Below are 17,523 nucleotides of genomic sequence, written 5' to 3'. Positions count from 1 at the left end.
AATATTATGACTTACACAATAAAAAGAAAATACTTATCTGGTATTTTTATATTGGCACTAACGCTTGCATTTATATCATGCTATGACAGCGGGTTTGAAGCGTTTGAAGCGCCTACAGGAAATGTAAATAATATACAGCCTAACACGTTATTTACAACAAGTACAAGTGCAGACAACAATCTAACAATAGTATTTAGAAGTTATTCAACAGACGCCGTATCATATCTTTGGGACTTTGGAGATGGAAACACTTCAACAGAAGCTAATCCAGATTATACCTATGCAGCAGGAGGTTTATATACAGTAAGTTTAACTACTGTAAGTTCCGATGGTTTAGAAGCAACAGCTTCGGTTGATGTATCACCGGTTTCTGTTGATTTTGATTTTACATCTATTGATTCAGAAGTAACATTTACAAATTCAACTACAGGAGCTAGTAGCTTAGTTTGGGATTTTGGAGATGGTGAATCTGTAGAGTGGTATGTTGAAGATACAGAAGAAGATCCAAATTTTAGTCCAGTTCATTCATATAAAACCGCTGAAACCTTTGTTGTTACTTTAACAGCTACAAACTATTTAGGAGACCAAGTATCAGTAAGTAAAAATGTAGAAGGTTTAGTGTTATCAACTGTGCCAGATTTTACATTTGATGTATCTGGACTTAACGTAGATTTTACCGATACTTCAATTTTAGCAGTATCATATAGTTGGGATTTTGGAGATGGAAACACTTCAACAGAGGCTAGCCCTTCACACACATATGCTGTTGCAGGTACTTATGATGTTACCTTAACAACAACTAATGAAGCTGGTGTATCAAGAAGCGTTACAAAACCAGTTCCAGTTGGTGGTGTAGAACCTACCTTTAAAGTTATAGTACAAAATAGTACCTGTAATGATCATACAGGAACTACAAGTGATAATGCAGATGCTTGGGATATGACTCCTGGAAGTACTGTAGTTGATGATGTTTTAGGAACTATAGATAGTCCTTATAGAGCACTTTGGAATAACACAGAATTAAACGCCTATATAGATGCTAATTTCTGTACAAATGAACAACCAGGATCTACAAGTGATGGTAATAAATTTGGGCCACTAGCAGGTGGTGGTAGAGGTGTTAAAATTTATGCTAGTTGCCGTCGTTTATATCAATTAGTTGAAGTTGAACCAGGTGTAGAATATACCTTTACTATTGATTCTCGTTCAGAAGCTGAAGGAGTTAATACAGAAGTATTCATTTTAAACAATGAAATTACTACAGAAGAAGCTATTAATACAGAAGAAGCACGTGCTATTAACACAGATGCTTATTATGTAATAGATAATGACTTTAATAGCTCTAAATCTTCAAGTAGTAATGATACCTTTACAACAACAACATTTACATTTAAAGCATCGTCAAACATTGCTGTAATTTATGTTAGAGCGTTAAATGCGGTTGATAGTAGTACTGAAGTATTTTATGATAATATAGACATAATTACACCAGGATTCTAATAAACAATTAATTGGCAACCTGGTATAGTTGTTGAATATTGATTATTGGGTCTACAATTTATAGACCCAATAATCAATAAATTAAAACAAAAATGAAATATTTAAAAATAACTTTACTTAATTTTCTTCTTGTGTTGTTGAGCTTTAACATCAACGTTGCTAATGCACAGTCAGATCAAAATAAATCTTCTAAAACAGAAAAAGTTAAAAAGAAGAAAAAGAAGAAAAAAAAGAAAGTAAAGTTACCAGAAATAGATTTAAGCCACTGGAAAGTAACATTACCAGTAACTAATGAAAAGGGGAAACCTTACGAAATTGAACCACCAGAGATATTAGATTTTGCCAATAATCCAATAGCAAAACCTTATATGTACATAGATTCAACAAAAGGAGCCATTGTATTTCATGCAATGCCAACCGAATCTAAAACACGAAATACAAAATATACAAGGTCTGAGCTTAGAGAACAAATGGAACCAGGCAACAACAATAAAAACTGGACCTTTGCAGATGGAGCTTATATGAAGGGAGAAATTCAGATGGAGGCATCCTCTAAAGACTCAAACGGAAATTATCATAGAACTATCATTATGCAAATTCATGGTAGACTCACCAATGAGCAACGAGATTTAATAGGAGAAGATGATAATAATGCACCACCAATATTAAAAATATATTGGGATAAAGGTAAAATTCGTGTAAAAACAAAAGTACTTAAGAATTTAAGTGCCACAGATAATGAAATTTTACATGAAGATGCTTGGGATGATGATGAAGGGTTTAACTTTGAACAAGAGGTTGGGTTTAGAAAATTTACTTTAGAGGTAAAAGTGTCTGATGGTAAAATGGTAATAATATTAAATGGCAATGAATATAAGGTGTATGATAGTATACATATAAAAAGATGGGGTATTTTTGAAAACTATTTTAAAGCAGGAAACTATTTTCAGTCTAGAGACCAAGGAGCTTTTTCTAAAGTTAGGTTTTATGAATTAGAGGTTAGCCATTAAAGAACTAATTAGAATAAAAGAACGTTTTTAATATTTGTTAATAGTAATAGTAAAACTCTGCCATATATGTGGTATTACCATTTAACCAATTTTGGTACATTTACCGATGTTTTTCAACCAATTAAATTGAGGTTAAATATTAGTTTTAGTTAATAACAAAGGGGGGAGTTGTTAAGTAATAGCATCTATTTAAACAGTCTCTTATATAAATTTTTAAAATATGAAGATAGAAGCAATATCAATAAATGATAATCAGGAAGTGCAAAATGTAATCATTGCTAAGATTAGAGATTTGATAAACTATAAAAATCTCGAACCAGGGGATAAATTGCCTTCAGAGAGGATGTTAGCTGAAAAGTTTGGAGTAACAAGAAGTAATGTGCGTGATGCTATTCATAAATTAGAGTTTTACGGACTTTTAAAATCTATTCCACAAAGTGGAACTTTCCTTGAAAATATTGGAGTTATAGCATTAAATGGTATGATTGAAGATATTTTAAATTTAGATAAACCAGATTTTAAATCGTTAGTAGAAACAAGAATATTATTAGAGCTTAAAACTGTTCGTTTAGCTTCATTGAGAAGAACTGAAAAAGATTTAAAACGTATTAAAGATGCTCTAGATGCTTACGAGAGAAAGGTGCTCTCTGGTGAAGATGCCGTTCAAGAAGATTTATTATTCCATTTGGCCATAGCTAAAGCAAGTGGCAATAGAACAATGAATGCGTTAATGTTAAGTATAACACCAGAAATTATAACAAACTTTAATAAATATCACGTATGTGATGAAAATCAGGCTTTTATTGGCATTAAGGAGCATAAAGATGTTTATGATTCTATTAAAAATCAACAACCAACTTTAGCAAAAGAAAAAATGAAAGTTCATTTTAAAGCATTATATCAATATTGCTATAACGTAGAAAAATAAGTAATAAAGGGGAGATAATTAAAGAATTAACAACCAAAACTAAAAAGGAATCATATGAAAATTAAAGGATTAAGATGGGTAATAATTGGGCTAATATTTTTAGCTACAGTTATCAATTACATAGATAGAAGTGCACTGGGTATAATGTGGGGAGGAATTGATAAGGAAGGCACAATTGCACACGCACTGCAATTAACAAAAGATGATTATGCTTTAATATTAAACATCTTTATGGTGTTTTATGCTTTAGGACAATTATTTTCTGGAAAACTTTTTGATAAAGTAGGTACAAGAATAGGTTATGTAATAAGTATAGGTGTATGGGGTTTATCTTCTTTTTTACACTCTACAGTAAGTGGTTTATTCTCTATCGCATTTTTTAGAAGTACTTTAGGTATATCAGAAGCTGGTAACTGGCCAGGAGCTGTAAAGAGTAATGCAGAGTGGTTTCCTATTAAAGAAAGAGCAATAGCTCAAGGATTATTTAACGCAGGAGCCTCTATTGGTTCTGTTGTAGCACCACCTCTTATTGCAGCTTTGTTTGTAGCTTTTGGTTGGAGAATTACATTTATGGTAATTGGTTCTTTTGGTATTTTATGGGTTATTCCGTGGTTATTAATTAATAAGGCAGGACCAAAAAAACATCCTTGGATTACAGAAGAAGAGCAAAAATTTATACTAAAAGGGCAAAGTGAAGCAGACCAAAATGCCACAGAAGAAACAAAAGGTAAAAGCTTAACAGAAATTCTTTCCTTTAAAGAATCTTGGGCAGTTGTTATAGGACGTTTCTTTTTAGAGCCAATATGGTGGTTGTTTGTGGGGTGGATGCCAATTTACCTATTTGATGTTTACGGATTTAATGTTAAAGAAGTTGGTATGTTTTTATGGGTACCATATGTAGGAGCAGCAATTGGTAGTATTGCAGGAGGCTATGTTTCAGGAAAAATAATAGCTAAAACAAATTCAATAGATAAAGGAAGAAAAACAACTATTTTAATAGGAGGCGTTATCATGTTATTAGGCTTAATAGCAACAGTACTTATAGGTAATACGGCCGAAAAATTTGTAGCCATTGTTTTTGTAGTGTTATTCGGATTTCAATTTGCAATTAGTAACGTACAAACTTTGCCTAGTGATTTTTTCAGTGGAAAATCTGTAGGTTCATTAGCAGGGCTTGGTGGTATGATAGGTGTGTTTTCAGTAATTGTAATGAACTTTTTAGTTCCAATAGTAGTAGATAAGTTATCATATACACCAATTTTTATTGCAATTGCAATATTTGTTCCACTTGGTGTGGGAGCAATATATTTCTTTGCAAGAAATATTAAATCAGTAGAATAAAAACAATTAAAATAATAAACAAAAAAAATTAAATTTAAATAGTATGAGTAATTCAAATGAAAAAGTAGCAGTAATAACTGGTGCAACAGGCGGAATTGGTTTTCAAGTAGCTAAAAGGCTAGGTAAAGATGGATATACAGTTGTATTAAACGGTATTGAAGATGAAGCTGGAGCAGAAAGAGTTAAAGAATTAAAAGCCGAAGGAATAAAATCTGAGTATTATGGATTTGATGTTACAGATGAAGAAGCTGTAACTTCAAATATTAATAAAATTGGTGAAAAATATGGTAAAATAGATGTTCTTGTAAATAATGCAGGAGGATTAGGTGGTAGATCTAGGTTTGAAGATATGACTACTGAATTTTATAGATTTGTAATGGCTCTAAACTTAGATTCAACATTTTTTGCCTCAAGAGCAGCTATTCCGTTTCTTAAAAAAGGAGAAAATCCGTCTATTATCAATTATACATCTATAGCAGGATGGAATGCAGGAGGACCTGGAGCAGGTATTTACGGTACTTCTAAAGCAGCAGTCCACGCTATAACTAGAGCATTAGCCAAAGATCTTGCAGAATATGGAATTAGAGTTAATGCAGTATCTCCTGGTACTATTGATACGCCTTTCCATGCACAAATAAAATCAACTAAACCAGAAGTATTTGCTTCTTGGAAAAACAATATTTTATTAGGAAGATTAGGGCAACCAGAAGAAGTGGCATCTGTTATTTCATTTTTAGTAAGTGATGATGCATCATTTTTAACTGCTGAGACAATTCAAGTAGGAGGAGGTCAAGGTTTAGGAATTTAATAAGTTTATTGTCTATTATATCCTAATTTAAGTATATAATAGATAACAACAGAGGGAATAAAGCTCCAAATTTTTGTTCAAATTAATCTTCTCTCACACTACAATTTTGAATTTTTTAGGAGATCCAAATAAAAAGCAAGTTTATTTTAAACTTGCTTTTTTGTTTAAAACTTAATTAGTTTTTATAATTTTATATACAAATTAGTTTAGTGATAGAAACATACTCTTCTGGTAGCAAGATAATTTTAGCAATAATTTTTGCTGTTTTATTTTATATTGTTTTACGTTATATTTTTAAATTATTAGAGTTGTTATATGTTATCAAGCATAAAAAACCACTATACACGCATTCTTATTTGTTAAAAAGAAAGCTTAATGCTTCTCAAAAAGCAATATTAAAAAAAGATTTTTCGTTCTATAATAAACTTTCTAAACCTTATAAATCTTATTTTGAACACAGGTTGGCGTCTTTTATAGAAGATAAAGATTTTATAGGAAGACAAGGCGTAAAAGTTTCAGAAGAAATGAAAGTCTTAATTTCAGCTACAGCAGTAATGTTAACCTTTGGCTTTAGAGATTTTTATATAGGGTTAATATCTAAAATAGTTATTTACCCTAGTGAGTTTTATTCTAAAACTAATGACGCTTACCATAAAGGAGAGTTTAACCCTAAATTAAAAGCGCTTGTATTGTCTTGGGAAGATTTTAAAAAAGGCTTTGAAGATGGTCATGACAACATTAATTTAGGAATTCATGAGTTCACCCATGCCATTCACTTAAATAGTATAAAAGAACGAGATATTAGCTCTACAATTTTTAGTGATTCTTTTAATGAATTATCAAAAACCTTAGCACATAATGAATCATTAAAAAATGAGCTCATAACATCAAATTATTTTAGAAAATACGCTTTTACTAATAGATTTGAATTTTTAGCTGTAGCAATAGAGAATTTTATAGAAACACCAAAGGAGTTTAAAAGTCAGTTTCCTCAAATATATAAAGTTATTAAGCAAATGCTGAATTTTAATTTTACTGGTTACTAGAGGTGTACATGATTTTTATCATGATTTAATAAGCTAATCTTTAATAAATTTAGAGATAACTAAGCTAAAAATTAAATGTCATGATACGAAAAGCACCGATTTCAACGATAATGACCGAGCATGTCATAACATTAAAAAAAACAGACGATTTAGAAAAAGCCGAAAGGCTATTTAAACAGCACCATATAAGACATATTCCTGTTGTTGAGGGCAAAACCGTAATTGGAATGTTAAGTTATACAGATTTACTTCGTTTAAGTTTTTCTGATATAACTAATGAAGACAATAATGATGCAGATGCTATGGTTTACAATATGTTTACTATTAACCAAGTCATGAAAAAAAAGGTGCAGAGTGTTGCTCCTTCAAATTCAATAAAAGAAGTTGCAGAAATTTTTGCCCAAAAAGAATTTCATGCATTACCAGTTGCAGATAATAATCAGTTAGTAGGCATTGTAACAACTACCGATTTAATTAGATACCTTTTAAAGCAATTTTAATATTAGAATATTATTAGTATGGCAAAAGATATAGTTACAAAATCAGTTACGATACCTATAAAAAATTTTGTGTATTGCCATTGTAGATAATAATACCCTTATAGGTATTGTAGCCACATCAGACTTATTAAATTACTTTAAAAAAAGGTTTAAGAATTTGCTAAAGCTTTTAAGTCTTTAATAGTTTTGGTTTGATTGTTACTTTTAAAAACATAGCTACCAGCAACCAAAACATCGGCTCCGGCATCAACTAATTGTTTCGCATTTTTGTTAGTAACACCACCATCAATTTCAATAAGAGTAGATGCACCTTTACGTATAATCATTTCTTTTAATTGAACAATTTTATTGTAGGTGTTTTTAATAAAACTTTGCCCACCAAAACCAGGGTTTACACTCATTAAACAAACCAAATCAATATCATTAATGGTGTCTTCTAATAAACTAACATTGGTGTGCGGATTTAGAGCAACACCAGCTTTCATTCCTTCAGCTTTTATAGCTTGAAGTGTACGGTGTAAATGCGTGCAAGCTTCAAAGTGTACGGTTAAAATATGGCTTCCTAAATTGGCAAATGTTTTAATATATCTATCAGGATCTACTATCATTAAGTGTACATCTATCGTTTTTTTAGCATGTTTATTAATGGCTTCTAAAACAGGCATACCAAAAGAAATATTAGGAACAAATACTCCGTCCATAATATCAATATGAAACCAATCAGCAGCACTTGCATTAACCATTTCTATATCACGTTGAAGATTTGCAAAATCTGCCGCTAAAACTGAAGGAGCAATTAGTTTAGAACTCATGTTGTTGCATTTTATTTACGGCAAAAATAGAGGTTTTGTCATTGAGTTTCTTATAACTTGTTAAGAAAATTTTCAACCATTGTAATAACTTCATTAGCTAATTGATTTTCAGCAACTTTTAGCCAATCTAAATATTCATATAGATTTTTAATACCTTCTTGATTATCTACAATTGTAAAGCCAAAATTATAATCCTGAAAAATTCGTACGTCAGTTGTAGTGTTTATTACTTCAAAAATATTTCTATGCCTTTTGTCAAATTTTATTTTTTCAAAGGTTGTATTTACAGAACTAACATCTCCTTCTAAAACTTGTAGGAAGTTTTTGTTTTTATAGATTAATACGCCAGTAATATTCAGTTCATGGTTGTTTTTTTTAGCTTTTAGATAAAGTTTTTTTAATTTTTCTATGGATTTATGTTCAACAGAATCACTTATATAACATATGGTTTTAATCATGGGTATGGTTTAGTTAGTCACTTCTAAAGTAATAAAAATTCACAAATATTTTTGTACTGTTTTTGAAAAAAATAAACCCCCGGTAATCAGCCGGAGGTTCTTTCATCAATCAAAAAACGAACAGTTATGTGTGTAACTGCTGTTGCTGTAATTTAGGAGTAATTTAAATATTATCCTAAATAAGTTTTTAATATTTTACTTCTAGATGTATGCTTTAATCTACGAATAGCTTTTTCTTTAATTTGTCTTACTCGCTCACGAGTTAAATCAAAAGTTTCACCAATTTCTTCAAGTGTCATAGGGTGTTGGTTTCCTAATCCAAAGTACAAACGAATAACATCTGCCTCACGAGGTGTTAAGGTTTCTAAAGCACGTTCAATTTCTGTACGTAAAGATTCATGCAATAACTCTTTATCTGGGTTTGGAGATTCACCACTATTCAATACATCGTACAAATTAGAGTCTTCTCCTTCAACTAATGGAGCATCCATACTTACATGACGACCAGAGTTTTTCATAGACTCTTTAACGTCATTAATAGTCATATCTAATTCTTTAGCGATTTCTTCGGCAGAAGGTGGACGCTCATGACTTTGCTCTAAAAAGGCAAATGTTTTATTAATTTTATTAATAGAACCAATTTTGTTTAATGGTAAACGTACAATTCTAGATTGTTCTGCTAATGCTTGAAGAATAGATTGACGAATCCACCATACAGCATAAGAAATGAATTTAAAACCACGGGTTTCATCAAAACGTTGAGCTGCTTTTATTAAACCCAAATTACCTTCATTAATTAAATCTGGTAATGTTAAACCTTGGTTTTGGTATTGCTTTGCTACCGACACCACAAAACGTAAATTAGCTTTGGTTAACTTCTCTAAAGCTACTTGATCTCCAGCTTTAATACGTTGTGCTAATTCTACTTCTTCATCGGCAGTAATTAAGTCTACCTTGCCAATTTCTTGCAAATATTTATCTAAGGAAGCGGTTTCTCTATTGGTTACCTGCTTCGTAATTTTAAGTTGTCTCATTTAATGTTCTCCTGTAATTTAATTGTGAATTAATAGGGCTTTCAATAGTTATACGTATAATTGATACTTTTTGTTACAAAAAAGTAGCATAATATTTTTTTCTATAACTTTTAGATACAAAATGGGTGTTTAAGTCACATTACAAATAGAACAATAAATTATATTATGTGTTAAATGGTTTTCTGTTAAAATTAATTTAAAACTTATTTTTTTTCGGCTAACCCCCTAGTTAGCCATCCTCTACGGCTTGCTGTAACAATAGCGTATGGAGTAACCCAGAACAAACCAAAGGTATATAAAATGCTATAGGTATAGGCCCAAACAGCTTCTTTTATTTCATATCTATAAGCATAAAATACCACAGAAAATGTAGAATATATTAAAATAGTTACCAAAGTTGAGCCTAAAAATAATAATGGATGAACTGCTACGAAAAATAGCATAAATATTAAAAACGGAAAACTCATAATTAACTCTGTTACATGACTTATAAATAGTAACCTACTACCTATTTTGCTGCCTTTTCTAAAGTTTGTAAAGATAAATTTAGACATTTCTATAGATTCTCTTACATTACTACGACCCCATCTAATAAACATTTTGTAAAGTCCAGTATATTTATCAGGTACATTAGTAAAAGCTACAGCATTTCTTTGAAATAATACATGTTTACCTTGTTTTAAAATCATATTGGTTAATGCACGATCTTCACCAATGTCTGATGGTTTTCCCATAAAGGTTTGGTTAATCCATTCATTTAAGCAATTTAGTACATTTTCTTTTTTATATGCGGCTAAGGCTCCTGGGGTACAAAACACAGATTTTAAGGTGCTTTCTGCTGAACGTACAAATTCGAAACTTAAAACAAAACTTACATCTAACATTTTTGGTAATAATTCTTTAGCTTTATTTAGTACGCGAATATTACCAGCAACAGCACCACAGTTTTCATCTTTTATAAAAGGACTTACTAAGTTTTTTAATGTGTTTTTAGTTACTATAGAATCGCTATCAACAGTAACAAAAACATCACCTGTTCCATTATTAAAACCATAATATAAAGCATGGCGCTTACCCATATTTTTAGGTTGCTTGTGTAGTTCTAAATTCTCGCCTAAAATAGTTTTAGCTTTTTGCATCCATAGCCAAGTATCATCTTTACTGCCATCATCAACCGAAATTAATTGAATTTTATCTTTTGGGTAGTCACTTTTATTTAAGCTCATTAAAGTATCAAAAACCTGTTGGCTCTCGTTATAAGCAGGTACAATTACAGTAATTTTAGGTAGTTCTTTATTACTTACTGCTTCAATAGGTTTATATTTAAAATATTTATAAAACATAAAAAGGAAAAAGAATACTTTGTATATAAATAAACCTAGTGCAATTAGCATAAATAAATATCCAAATGTTGAGCTCTGTCTTTGTTCATTAAATTCTTTGAAGTCTGTATGAAATACATAAAAAAATAGAATACCTAAACCTATTAGTAAAAATGTACTTATAAGTATATTTAAATTTGAAGAGTTTTTGATTTTGTTGTTTGTTAAGCGATAATTTGATAGCATAGTGTTGATTGAGATTTTTTCTTTTAATTGATGTACGCTATACTATTGGTTTTAGATTTTATTTAATGATTATTTAACATTGAATGTGAAAAAAAAATCCTCAATTAAAACGTTTTAATTGAGGATTTTACATTGTATTCTTAAAAAGAATTAGTCTTCTTTTTTATCGTTTCTGCGGTTGTCTCTATTACGATTATCACGACCACGATTGTCTCTACCTCTGTTGTCTCTACCACGATTATTGTTGTCTCGTTTTGGTCTATCTACCCAACCTTCTGGTTTTGGTAAAATAGCTTTTCTAGAAACTTTTTCTTTACGGGTTCTAGGGTCAATGCCAAAGTATTTTACATCAAATACATCACCTAATTTAACTACATCAGAAACATTTTCTGTACGTTCCCAAGCTAATTCACTTACGTGTAGTAATACTTCATTTCCTGGAGCTTCAGTATATTCAACTACAGCACCAAAATCTAGCATTTTAATAACTTTAACTTCATAAACACTACCAACTTCAGGTTTAAACATTAAAGAATCTATAGATGCTAATACTTTATCTATACCTTCTTGGTCTGTACCTAAAATTTCAACAATACCTTCTTCTGTAACAGGGTCTTCATTGATAACTATTGTTGTTCCGGTTTCTTTTTGTAATTCTTGAATTACTTTTCCGCCAGGACCAATAAAGGCACCAATTAAATCGTTTGGTAAAGTAGCAGTTACCATTTTAGGAGCATGTGCTTTAACAGTTGGATTTGGTTCTGAAATGGTTTCGGTTATTTTGTTTAAAATATGTAAACGGCCTTCTTTGGCTTGCATTAAAGCATTAACTAAGATCTCATAACTTAAACCTTTTACTTTAATATCCATTTGGCAAGCGGTAATACCATCAGCAGTACCGGTTACCTTAAAGTCCATATCACCTAAATGATCTTCATCACCTAAAATATCAGATAAAACGGCGTATTTACCACTTTCTGTATCAGTAATTAATCCCATTGCAATACCAGAAACGGGTTTTTTTAATTGTACACCAGCGTCCATCATAGCCATTGTACCAGCACAAACGGTTGCCATAGATGAAGAACCATTAGATTCTAAAATCTCTGAAACTACACGTACTGTGTAAGGACAATCTTCTGGAACCATACCTTTTAAAGCACGTTGTGCTAAGTTACCATGCCCCACCTCACGACGTGAAGTACCACGAATTGGTCTAGCTTCACCTGTTGAAAAAGGAGGGAAGTTATAGTGTAAATAGAAACGTTCTTCACCTTCATAAGAAGGCATATCAATTTGGTTAGCTTCACGTGAAGTTCCTAAAGTAACGGTTGCTAATGCTTGAGTTTCACCACGTGTAAATATAGAAGAACCGTGAGTTGACGGTAAATAATCTACTTCACACCAAATTGGTCTAATTTCAGTTGTTTTACGTCCGTCTAAGCGTAAACCTTCGTTTAAAGTTAAATCTCTTACAGCTACTTTTTCAGCTTTTGAGTAGTATTTAGAAATTAAATCTCCAAAATCTTCAATTTCTTCTTCAGAAAAAGAAGCTATAATTTCTTCTTTAATTTCAGCAAATGCAGCACCACGTTCGTGTTTAGATGAACCTGCTTTTGCTACAGCATACACTTTATCGTATGCCATATCGTGAATTTTTTTAGCTAATTCTTCGTCTTCTCTTTCTGGTTCGTACTCACGAGTTTCTTTTTTACCAAATGCTTCAGCTAATCTTACTTGAGCAGCACATTGCACTTTAATAGCTTCGTGCGCAAACTTAATAGCTTCAGTCATTTCTTCTTCAGAAATCTCATCCATTTCACCTTCTACCATCATTACAGAATCGGCAGAAGCACCAATAACCATATCAATATCACTTTCTTCTAATTGAGCAAATGAAGGATTGATTATAAATTCACCATTAACTCTACCAACTCTTACTTCAGAAATTGGGCATTCAAAAGGGAAGTCTGATAATTGAATTGCAGCAGATGCAGCTAAACCTGCCATAGCATCTGGCATTACATTTTCATCATGAGACATTAATTGAATCATCACCTGAGTTTCAGAATGGTAATCTTTTGGGAATAATGGACGTAAAACGCGGTCTACTAAACGCATTGTAAGTACCTCACCATCACTTGGTCTTGCTTCTCTTTTAAAGAAACCTCCTGGGTATCTTCCTGCAGCAGCAAATTTTTCACGGTAATCTACTGTAAGTGGTAAAAAATCTACGTCGGCAGATTTGTAATTGGAAACAACAGTACACAAAAGCATACATTTTCCTGATTGCACAACAACGCTACCATGCGCTTGTTTTGCTAATTTTCCGGTTTCGATAGAAATTTCTCTACCGTCGCCAAGGTCTATGACCTCTTTAAATGTTTTTGGAATCATAAATTTTTTCTTCTCGTTCAAGCAAACCTATGCTTGAATCTTGTTAAACAATGGTCGTTGTGTTGTTGTAGTGTTGTAAAATGACATTTGATGTCTTGACCAATGAAAAACTATAATTAGCTTCTTATTTAACGAGATTTATACTCTTTCGTTTAGAGTTATATTTAATCAAAAAAGAGGCTATAAAAGCCTCTTTTTGTTATTTTCTTAATCCTAATTCTTTAACTATGGCACGATATCTTAAAATATCTTTTTTAGTTAAATAATCTAGTAGTGCTCTACGTTTTCCTACTAATTTCACTAAAGAACGTTCTGTGTTATAATCTTTACGATTTTTCTTTAAGTGTTCTGTTAAGTGGTTAATTCTATACGTAAACAACGCAATTTGAGCTTCTGCAGTACCGCTATCGTTTTTTCCTTTACCGTGTTTTGCAAAAATCTCTTCTTTCTTTTCTTTTGTTAAATACATGCTAATATTATTGTAAATGATTTTTATGTACTATGAAAGTCTTTCTTTCAAGCTGCAAATATACTAACTTTTTTGGGTTTAAAAGTTTTTTTGCGTAACTTTTGTTGTGATTTATTCTTGTTATTCTCCCTGATGGCAAATTTAGAGCAATAAAATTAATTAATTTATTGTTGAAATTTTATGAAATCACTTTTCCGTAAAGAAAGCTTCCCGGACTCTTATGATTCCCTCGAAAAAATTTTTAATAACACTTATAATGGTATTGCTATTTTGTCTTTAGATGGAGATTGGATAAAGGTTAATAATAGTATTTGTGATATGTTGGGTTATTCTAAAAATGAATTATACAACATGAGTATTGAGAATATTATTTTTAGAGATGATTTGGGTGCACATGTCACAAAATACAATCGTTTAATGCAGGGGAAAATTGATAGATATCGGGTAATGCAGCGTTATTTTTGTAAAGATGGTTCTATTATTTGGTTTTTAATATCTGTGTCTTTAATTACAGCTTTAGATGGTAAACCAAACCAAATGATATGGCAATTTTCTGATATTACTAGCCGCAAATTAAATCAAGATAAGCTTAAACTCATGCTTAGGGTTGTTAGGGATCAAAACGAAAGATTATCTTCTTTTGCCGATATAATAATGCATAATTTGCGTTCGCATTCTGGAAACTTAGAAACTATTAAGGATTTTTTAACGGAAGAATTTGGTTGGTTAAAAGACAATGAAAATTTTAATTTGCTATCTATAGCTATAGAAAATTTACAGGAAACAGTAGAGCACCTTACAGAGGTTGCGAAAATTAAACCTATAGAAAGCAACCAGCTAAAATCTTTAAATTTATATGATTATGTTGAAAAAGCAATATATAATGTGTTGGGAGTTGCAAAAAATACTAATACTAACATAATTAATAGAGTAAATGAAGACGTTAATATTAAAGGTATTCCTGCTTATTTAGATAGTATAATACTTAACTTTTTAACCAATGGAATAAAATACAGAGCAGAAGATAGGTTATCAAAAATAGAATTGACAACTGAAGAAGAAGGTGATTATTTAAAATTAAAAATAGCAGACAATGGTTTGGGAATTGATTTAAAAAAGTATGGAGATAAACTTTTTCAGTTGTATAAAACTTTTCACACTAATAGTGATTCTATTGGGTTGGGATTATTTATTACAAAGAATCAAATAGAATCTATAGGAGGTAGGGTAGAAGTTAGTAGTGAGGTAGATGTTGGTTCTGAATTTATAATTTATTTTAAAAAAGCATAAAAAAAGCGACCATTTTAGGTCGCTTTTTTTATGCTCTTAAAGGCTGATTTAATATTAAATCTAAATATTGATTTACTTTATCTTTTAGATCTTTACGTAAAGTTATAAAGTCTAAAAAACCATGCTCTAGTAAAAATTCTGAGGTTTGAAAGCCTTCAGGTAAATCTTGTCCGGTAGTGTCTTTTACAACACGTGGTCCTGCAAATCCAATTAACGCTCCTGGTTCACTAATATTAATATCTCCTAACATGGCAAAAGAAGCTGTGGTACCTCCAGTTGTTGGATCTGTACACAATGAAATGTAAGGTATTTTAGCATCAGCTAATTGCGCTAATTTAACCGATGTTTTTGCTAATTGCATTAAAGATAAGGCTGCTTCCATCATTCTAGCTCCTCCAGATTTTGAGATTATCATTAAAGGAATGTTCTTTTTTAAAGAGTAGTCTGCAGCTCTAGCAATTTTTTCGCCAACAACACTACCCATAGAGCCACCAATAAAGCTAAAATCCATACAGGCAACTACTAAATCTTTTCCTTTAGATTTTCCAACAGCTGTTCTAACGGCATCTTTTAATTTTGTTTTTTCTTGAGCGGCTTTTAAACGGTCTGGGTATTTTTTAGTGTCTTGAAATTTTAAAGGATCTTTAGATTCTAAATTGGCATCTAATTCTTTAAACTTATTATCATCAAAAAGTATTTCAAAATATTGTTTACTGCCAATACGAACGTGATATCCGTCTTCTGGACTTACGTAAAAGTTTTGTTCTAATTCTTCTGTATCTACAATTTTACCGGTTGGGGTTTTATACCAAAGACCTTTAGGTGTGTCTTTTTTCTCCTCTGTAGATGTGGTGATTCCTTTTGCTTTTCTTTTAAACCAAGATGACATACTTGTATAATTTTAGTTTTACAATGATAAAAAGAAATAATGATTTTATCACTGTTTGTGTTAAGGTTACTTATACATTTTAACAGTATAAGCAACCAAATGTTTAATACACAGTATTTAAGCTTTTATATAGGCTTTTTAAATTTTCTTAATAAAAGCAACTGCTAAAAACTAGACCACAAAATTAACCCTTTTTTTAATTTTGGGGTAACACCATGCATGTTTAATTATAATTTACTAAAATATTTGGGTAATAAAAAAGGCTCTGAATAAACAGAACCTTTTAGTATTTATATGTATTTTTATTATAGAGTGTTTACGTTGTTAAGATCTTCAAAAGCTTTCTTTAAACGTTCTACAAAAGTTTTTTCACCTTCACGAACCCAAACACGTGGATCGTAGAATTTTTTGTTAGGAACATCACTGCCTTCTGGATTTCCTATTTGAGCTTGTAAGTAATCTGATTTGTTGCTCATATAATCTCTAATACCCGTCATGAATGCATACTGTAAATCTGTATCAATGTTCATTTTAATTACACCATAGCTAATTCCTTCTCTAATTTCTTCAACCGAAGAACCAGAACCACCGTGGAATACAAAGTCTATATGGTTATGGCCTACACCGTATTTTTTTGAGATATATTCTTGTGAATTCTTTAAGATTTTTGGCGTTAATTTTACATTACCTGGTTTGTAAACTCCGTGTACATTACCAAATGCAGCGGCAATTGTAAATTGGTCACTTACTTTACTTAATTCTTCATAAGCATAAGCTACTTCTTCTGGTTGGGTGTATAGTTTAGAGTCGTCTACATCAGTATTGTCTACACCGTCTTCTTCACCACCAGTAATACCAAGTTCTATTTCTAAAGTCATACCCATTTTGCTCATACGCTCTAAGTATGTTTTACAAATTTCTATGTTTTCTTCTATAGGTTCTTCAGAAAGGTCAATCATGTGTGAACTAAAAAGTGATTTTCCTGTTTCTGCAAAATGTTTTTCACTTGCGTCTAATAAACCATCTATCCAAGGTAATAATTTTTTAGCACAGTGGTCTGTATGTAAAATTACAGGAACGCCGTAAGCCTCTGCCAAAGTATGTACGTGTTTAGCGCCTGCTATAGCTCCGTGAATTGCGGCTTTTTGTCCTTCATTACTTAGTCCTTTCCCTGCATTAAATTGTGCGCCTCCATTTGAAAATTGAATAATTACCGGAGCATTTAATTCTGCAGCTGTTTCTAATACACCATTAATGGTGTTTGAGCCTATAACATTTACTGCGGGTAAGGCAAATCCTTTTTCTTTTGCTAGTTTAAAGATTTCCTGTACCTCATATCCTGTAGCAACTCCTGGTTTTATATTGTGTGCCATATTGTTTTAAATTAAATTAGTATTTGTAGCTTCAAAAGTAATTAAATTTTATGTAATAATGCTTTGTTTTTTATAATGTTAAAGTGAAAATATCACTAAA

16 protein-coding genes are annotated in these 17,523 nt (G+C 31.2%); 8 read left to right on the top strand and 8 right to left on the bottom strand.

All coding sequences use genetic code 11. The features are described from left to right. Positions 1–6: 6 nt before the first annotated feature. From J1D01_RS04875 to J1D01_RS04845, 7 genes are all read left to right on the top strand, one after another. On the top strand, positions 7–1,500 hold the full coding sequence (locus tag J1D01_RS04875) for a PKD domain-containing protein (RefSeq protein ID WP_421150019.1): 1,494 nt from the start codon (positions 7–9) through the stop codon (positions 1,498–1,500). 92 nt (positions 1,501–1,592) lie between these two features. Further along, the gene (locus tag J1D01_RS04870; protein ID WP_421150018.1) at positions 1,593–2,510 is read left to right on the top strand and encodes a polysaccharide lyase family 7 protein; all 918 of its coding nucleotides are present in this window, start codon (positions 1,593–1,595) and stop codon (positions 2,508–2,510) included. A 220-nt stretch (positions 2,511–2,730) separates the two neighbouring features. Then, positions 2,731–3,438, top strand: a complete 708-nt coding sequence (locus J1D01_RS04865) for a FadR/GntR family transcriptional regulator (protein ID WP_421150017.1) — start codon at positions 2,731–2,733, stop codon at positions 3,436–3,438. A 54-nt stretch (positions 3,439–3,492) separates the two neighbouring features. Continuing rightward, a complete protein-coding gene (locus J1D01_RS04860) occupies positions 3,493–4,779 on the top strand; it encodes an MFS transporter (RefSeq protein WP_372936671.1) in 1,287 nt (428 codons plus the stop codon). Positions 4,780–4,822: 43 nt separating this feature from the next. Beyond that, positions 4,823–5,587 (top strand): SDR family NAD(P)-dependent oxidoreductase, encoded by a 765-nt coding sequence (locus J1D01_RS04855; protein ID WP_372936669.1) that lies wholly within the window; start codon positions 4,823–4,825, stop codon positions 5,585–5,587. A 209-nt stretch (positions 5,588–5,796) separates the two neighbouring features. Further along, positions 5,797–6,633, top strand: a complete 837-nt coding sequence (locus J1D01_RS04850; protein WP_372936667.1) for a zinc-dependent peptidase — start codon at positions 5,797–5,799, stop codon at positions 6,631–6,633. Between the two features lie 80 nt (positions 6,634–6,713). Further along, positions 6,714–7,133: a CBS domain-containing protein gene (locus tag J1D01_RS04845; RefSeq protein ID WP_372936665.1), complete on the top strand. Its 420-nt coding sequence runs from the start codon at positions 6,714–6,716 to the stop codon at positions 7,131–7,133. 149 nt (positions 7,134–7,282) lie between these two features. Here the strand turns inward: J1D01_RS04845 and rpe are convergent, their stop codons facing one another. The 6 genes from rpe to rpsO form a co-directional block, all read right to left on the bottom strand. Next, positions 7,283–7,945, bottom strand: coding sequence for a ribulose-phosphate 3-epimerase (gene rpe / locus J1D01_RS04840; RefSeq protein WP_421150016.1), 663 nt, complete (start codon positions 7,943–7,945; stop codon positions 7,283–7,285). A 50-nt stretch (positions 7,946–7,995) separates the two neighbouring features. Further along, positions 7,996–8,403 carry a BLUF domain-containing protein gene (locus tag J1D01_RS04835; protein WP_421150015.1) on the bottom strand — a complete coding sequence of 136 codons (408 nt, stop codon included), beginning with the start codon at positions 8,401–8,403 and terminating at the stop codon, positions 7,996–7,998. Positions 8,404–8,573: 170 nt separating this feature from the next. After that, positions 8,574–9,437: a sigma-70 family RNA polymerase sigma factor gene (locus tag J1D01_RS04830; RefSeq protein ID WP_027137161.1), complete on the bottom strand. Its 864-nt coding sequence runs from the start codon at positions 9,435–9,437 to the stop codon at positions 8,574–8,576. 203 nt (positions 9,438–9,640) lie between these two features. Next, complete coding sequence (locus J1D01_RS04825; protein WP_421150014.1) at positions 9,641–11,005, bottom strand: glycosyltransferase; 1,365 nt, start codon at positions 11,003–11,005, stop codon at positions 9,641–9,643. Positions 11,006–11,155: 150 nt separating this feature from the next. After that, on the bottom strand, positions 11,156–13,402 hold the full coding sequence (locus J1D01_RS04820) for a polyribonucleotide nucleotidyltransferase (protein ID WP_421150013.1): 2,247 nt from the start codon (positions 13,400–13,402) through the stop codon (positions 11,156–11,158). 199 nt (positions 13,403–13,601) lie between these two features. Further along, entirely contained in the window at positions 13,602–13,871 is a 270-nt protein-coding gene (gene rpsO, locus J1D01_RS04815; RefSeq protein WP_372936656.1) for a 30S ribosomal protein S15, read from the bottom strand. Between the two features lie 180 nt (positions 13,872–14,051). On the opposite strand from rpsO, the gene J1D01_RS04810 reads away from it, so the two are divergent. Further along, complete coding sequence (locus J1D01_RS04810; RefSeq protein WP_421150012.1) at positions 14,052–15,161, top strand: PAS domain S-box protein; 1,110 nt, start codon at positions 14,052–14,054, stop codon at positions 15,159–15,161. A 28-nt stretch (positions 15,162–15,189) separates the two neighbouring features. Here J1D01_RS04810 and accD read toward each other — a convergent pair whose 3' ends face one another. Both accD and fbaA read right to left on the bottom strand, forming a co-directional pair. Further along, entirely contained in the window at positions 15,190–16,050 is an 861-nt protein-coding gene (accD, locus tag J1D01_RS04805) for an acetyl-CoA carboxylase, carboxyltransferase subunit beta (protein ID WP_372936652.1), read from the bottom strand. 305 nt (positions 16,051–16,355) lie between these two features. Next, the gene (gene fbaA / locus J1D01_RS04800) at positions 16,356–17,423 is read right to left on the bottom strand and encodes a class II fructose-bisphosphate aldolase (protein WP_372936650.1); all 1,068 of its coding nucleotides are present in this window, start codon (positions 17,421–17,423) and stop codon (positions 16,356–16,358) included. Between the last annotated feature and the right edge of the window lie 100 nt (positions 17,424–17,523).

This window comes from Seonamhaeicola sp. NFXS20, assembly GCF_049132085.1.
Classification (GTDB): Bacteria; Bacteroidota; Bacteroidia; order Flavobacteriales; family Flavobacteriaceae; genus Seonamhaeicola.
The sequence above is the reverse complement of the archived record's forward strand: the minus strand, read 5'-3'. Positions and strand labels throughout refer to the sequence as shown.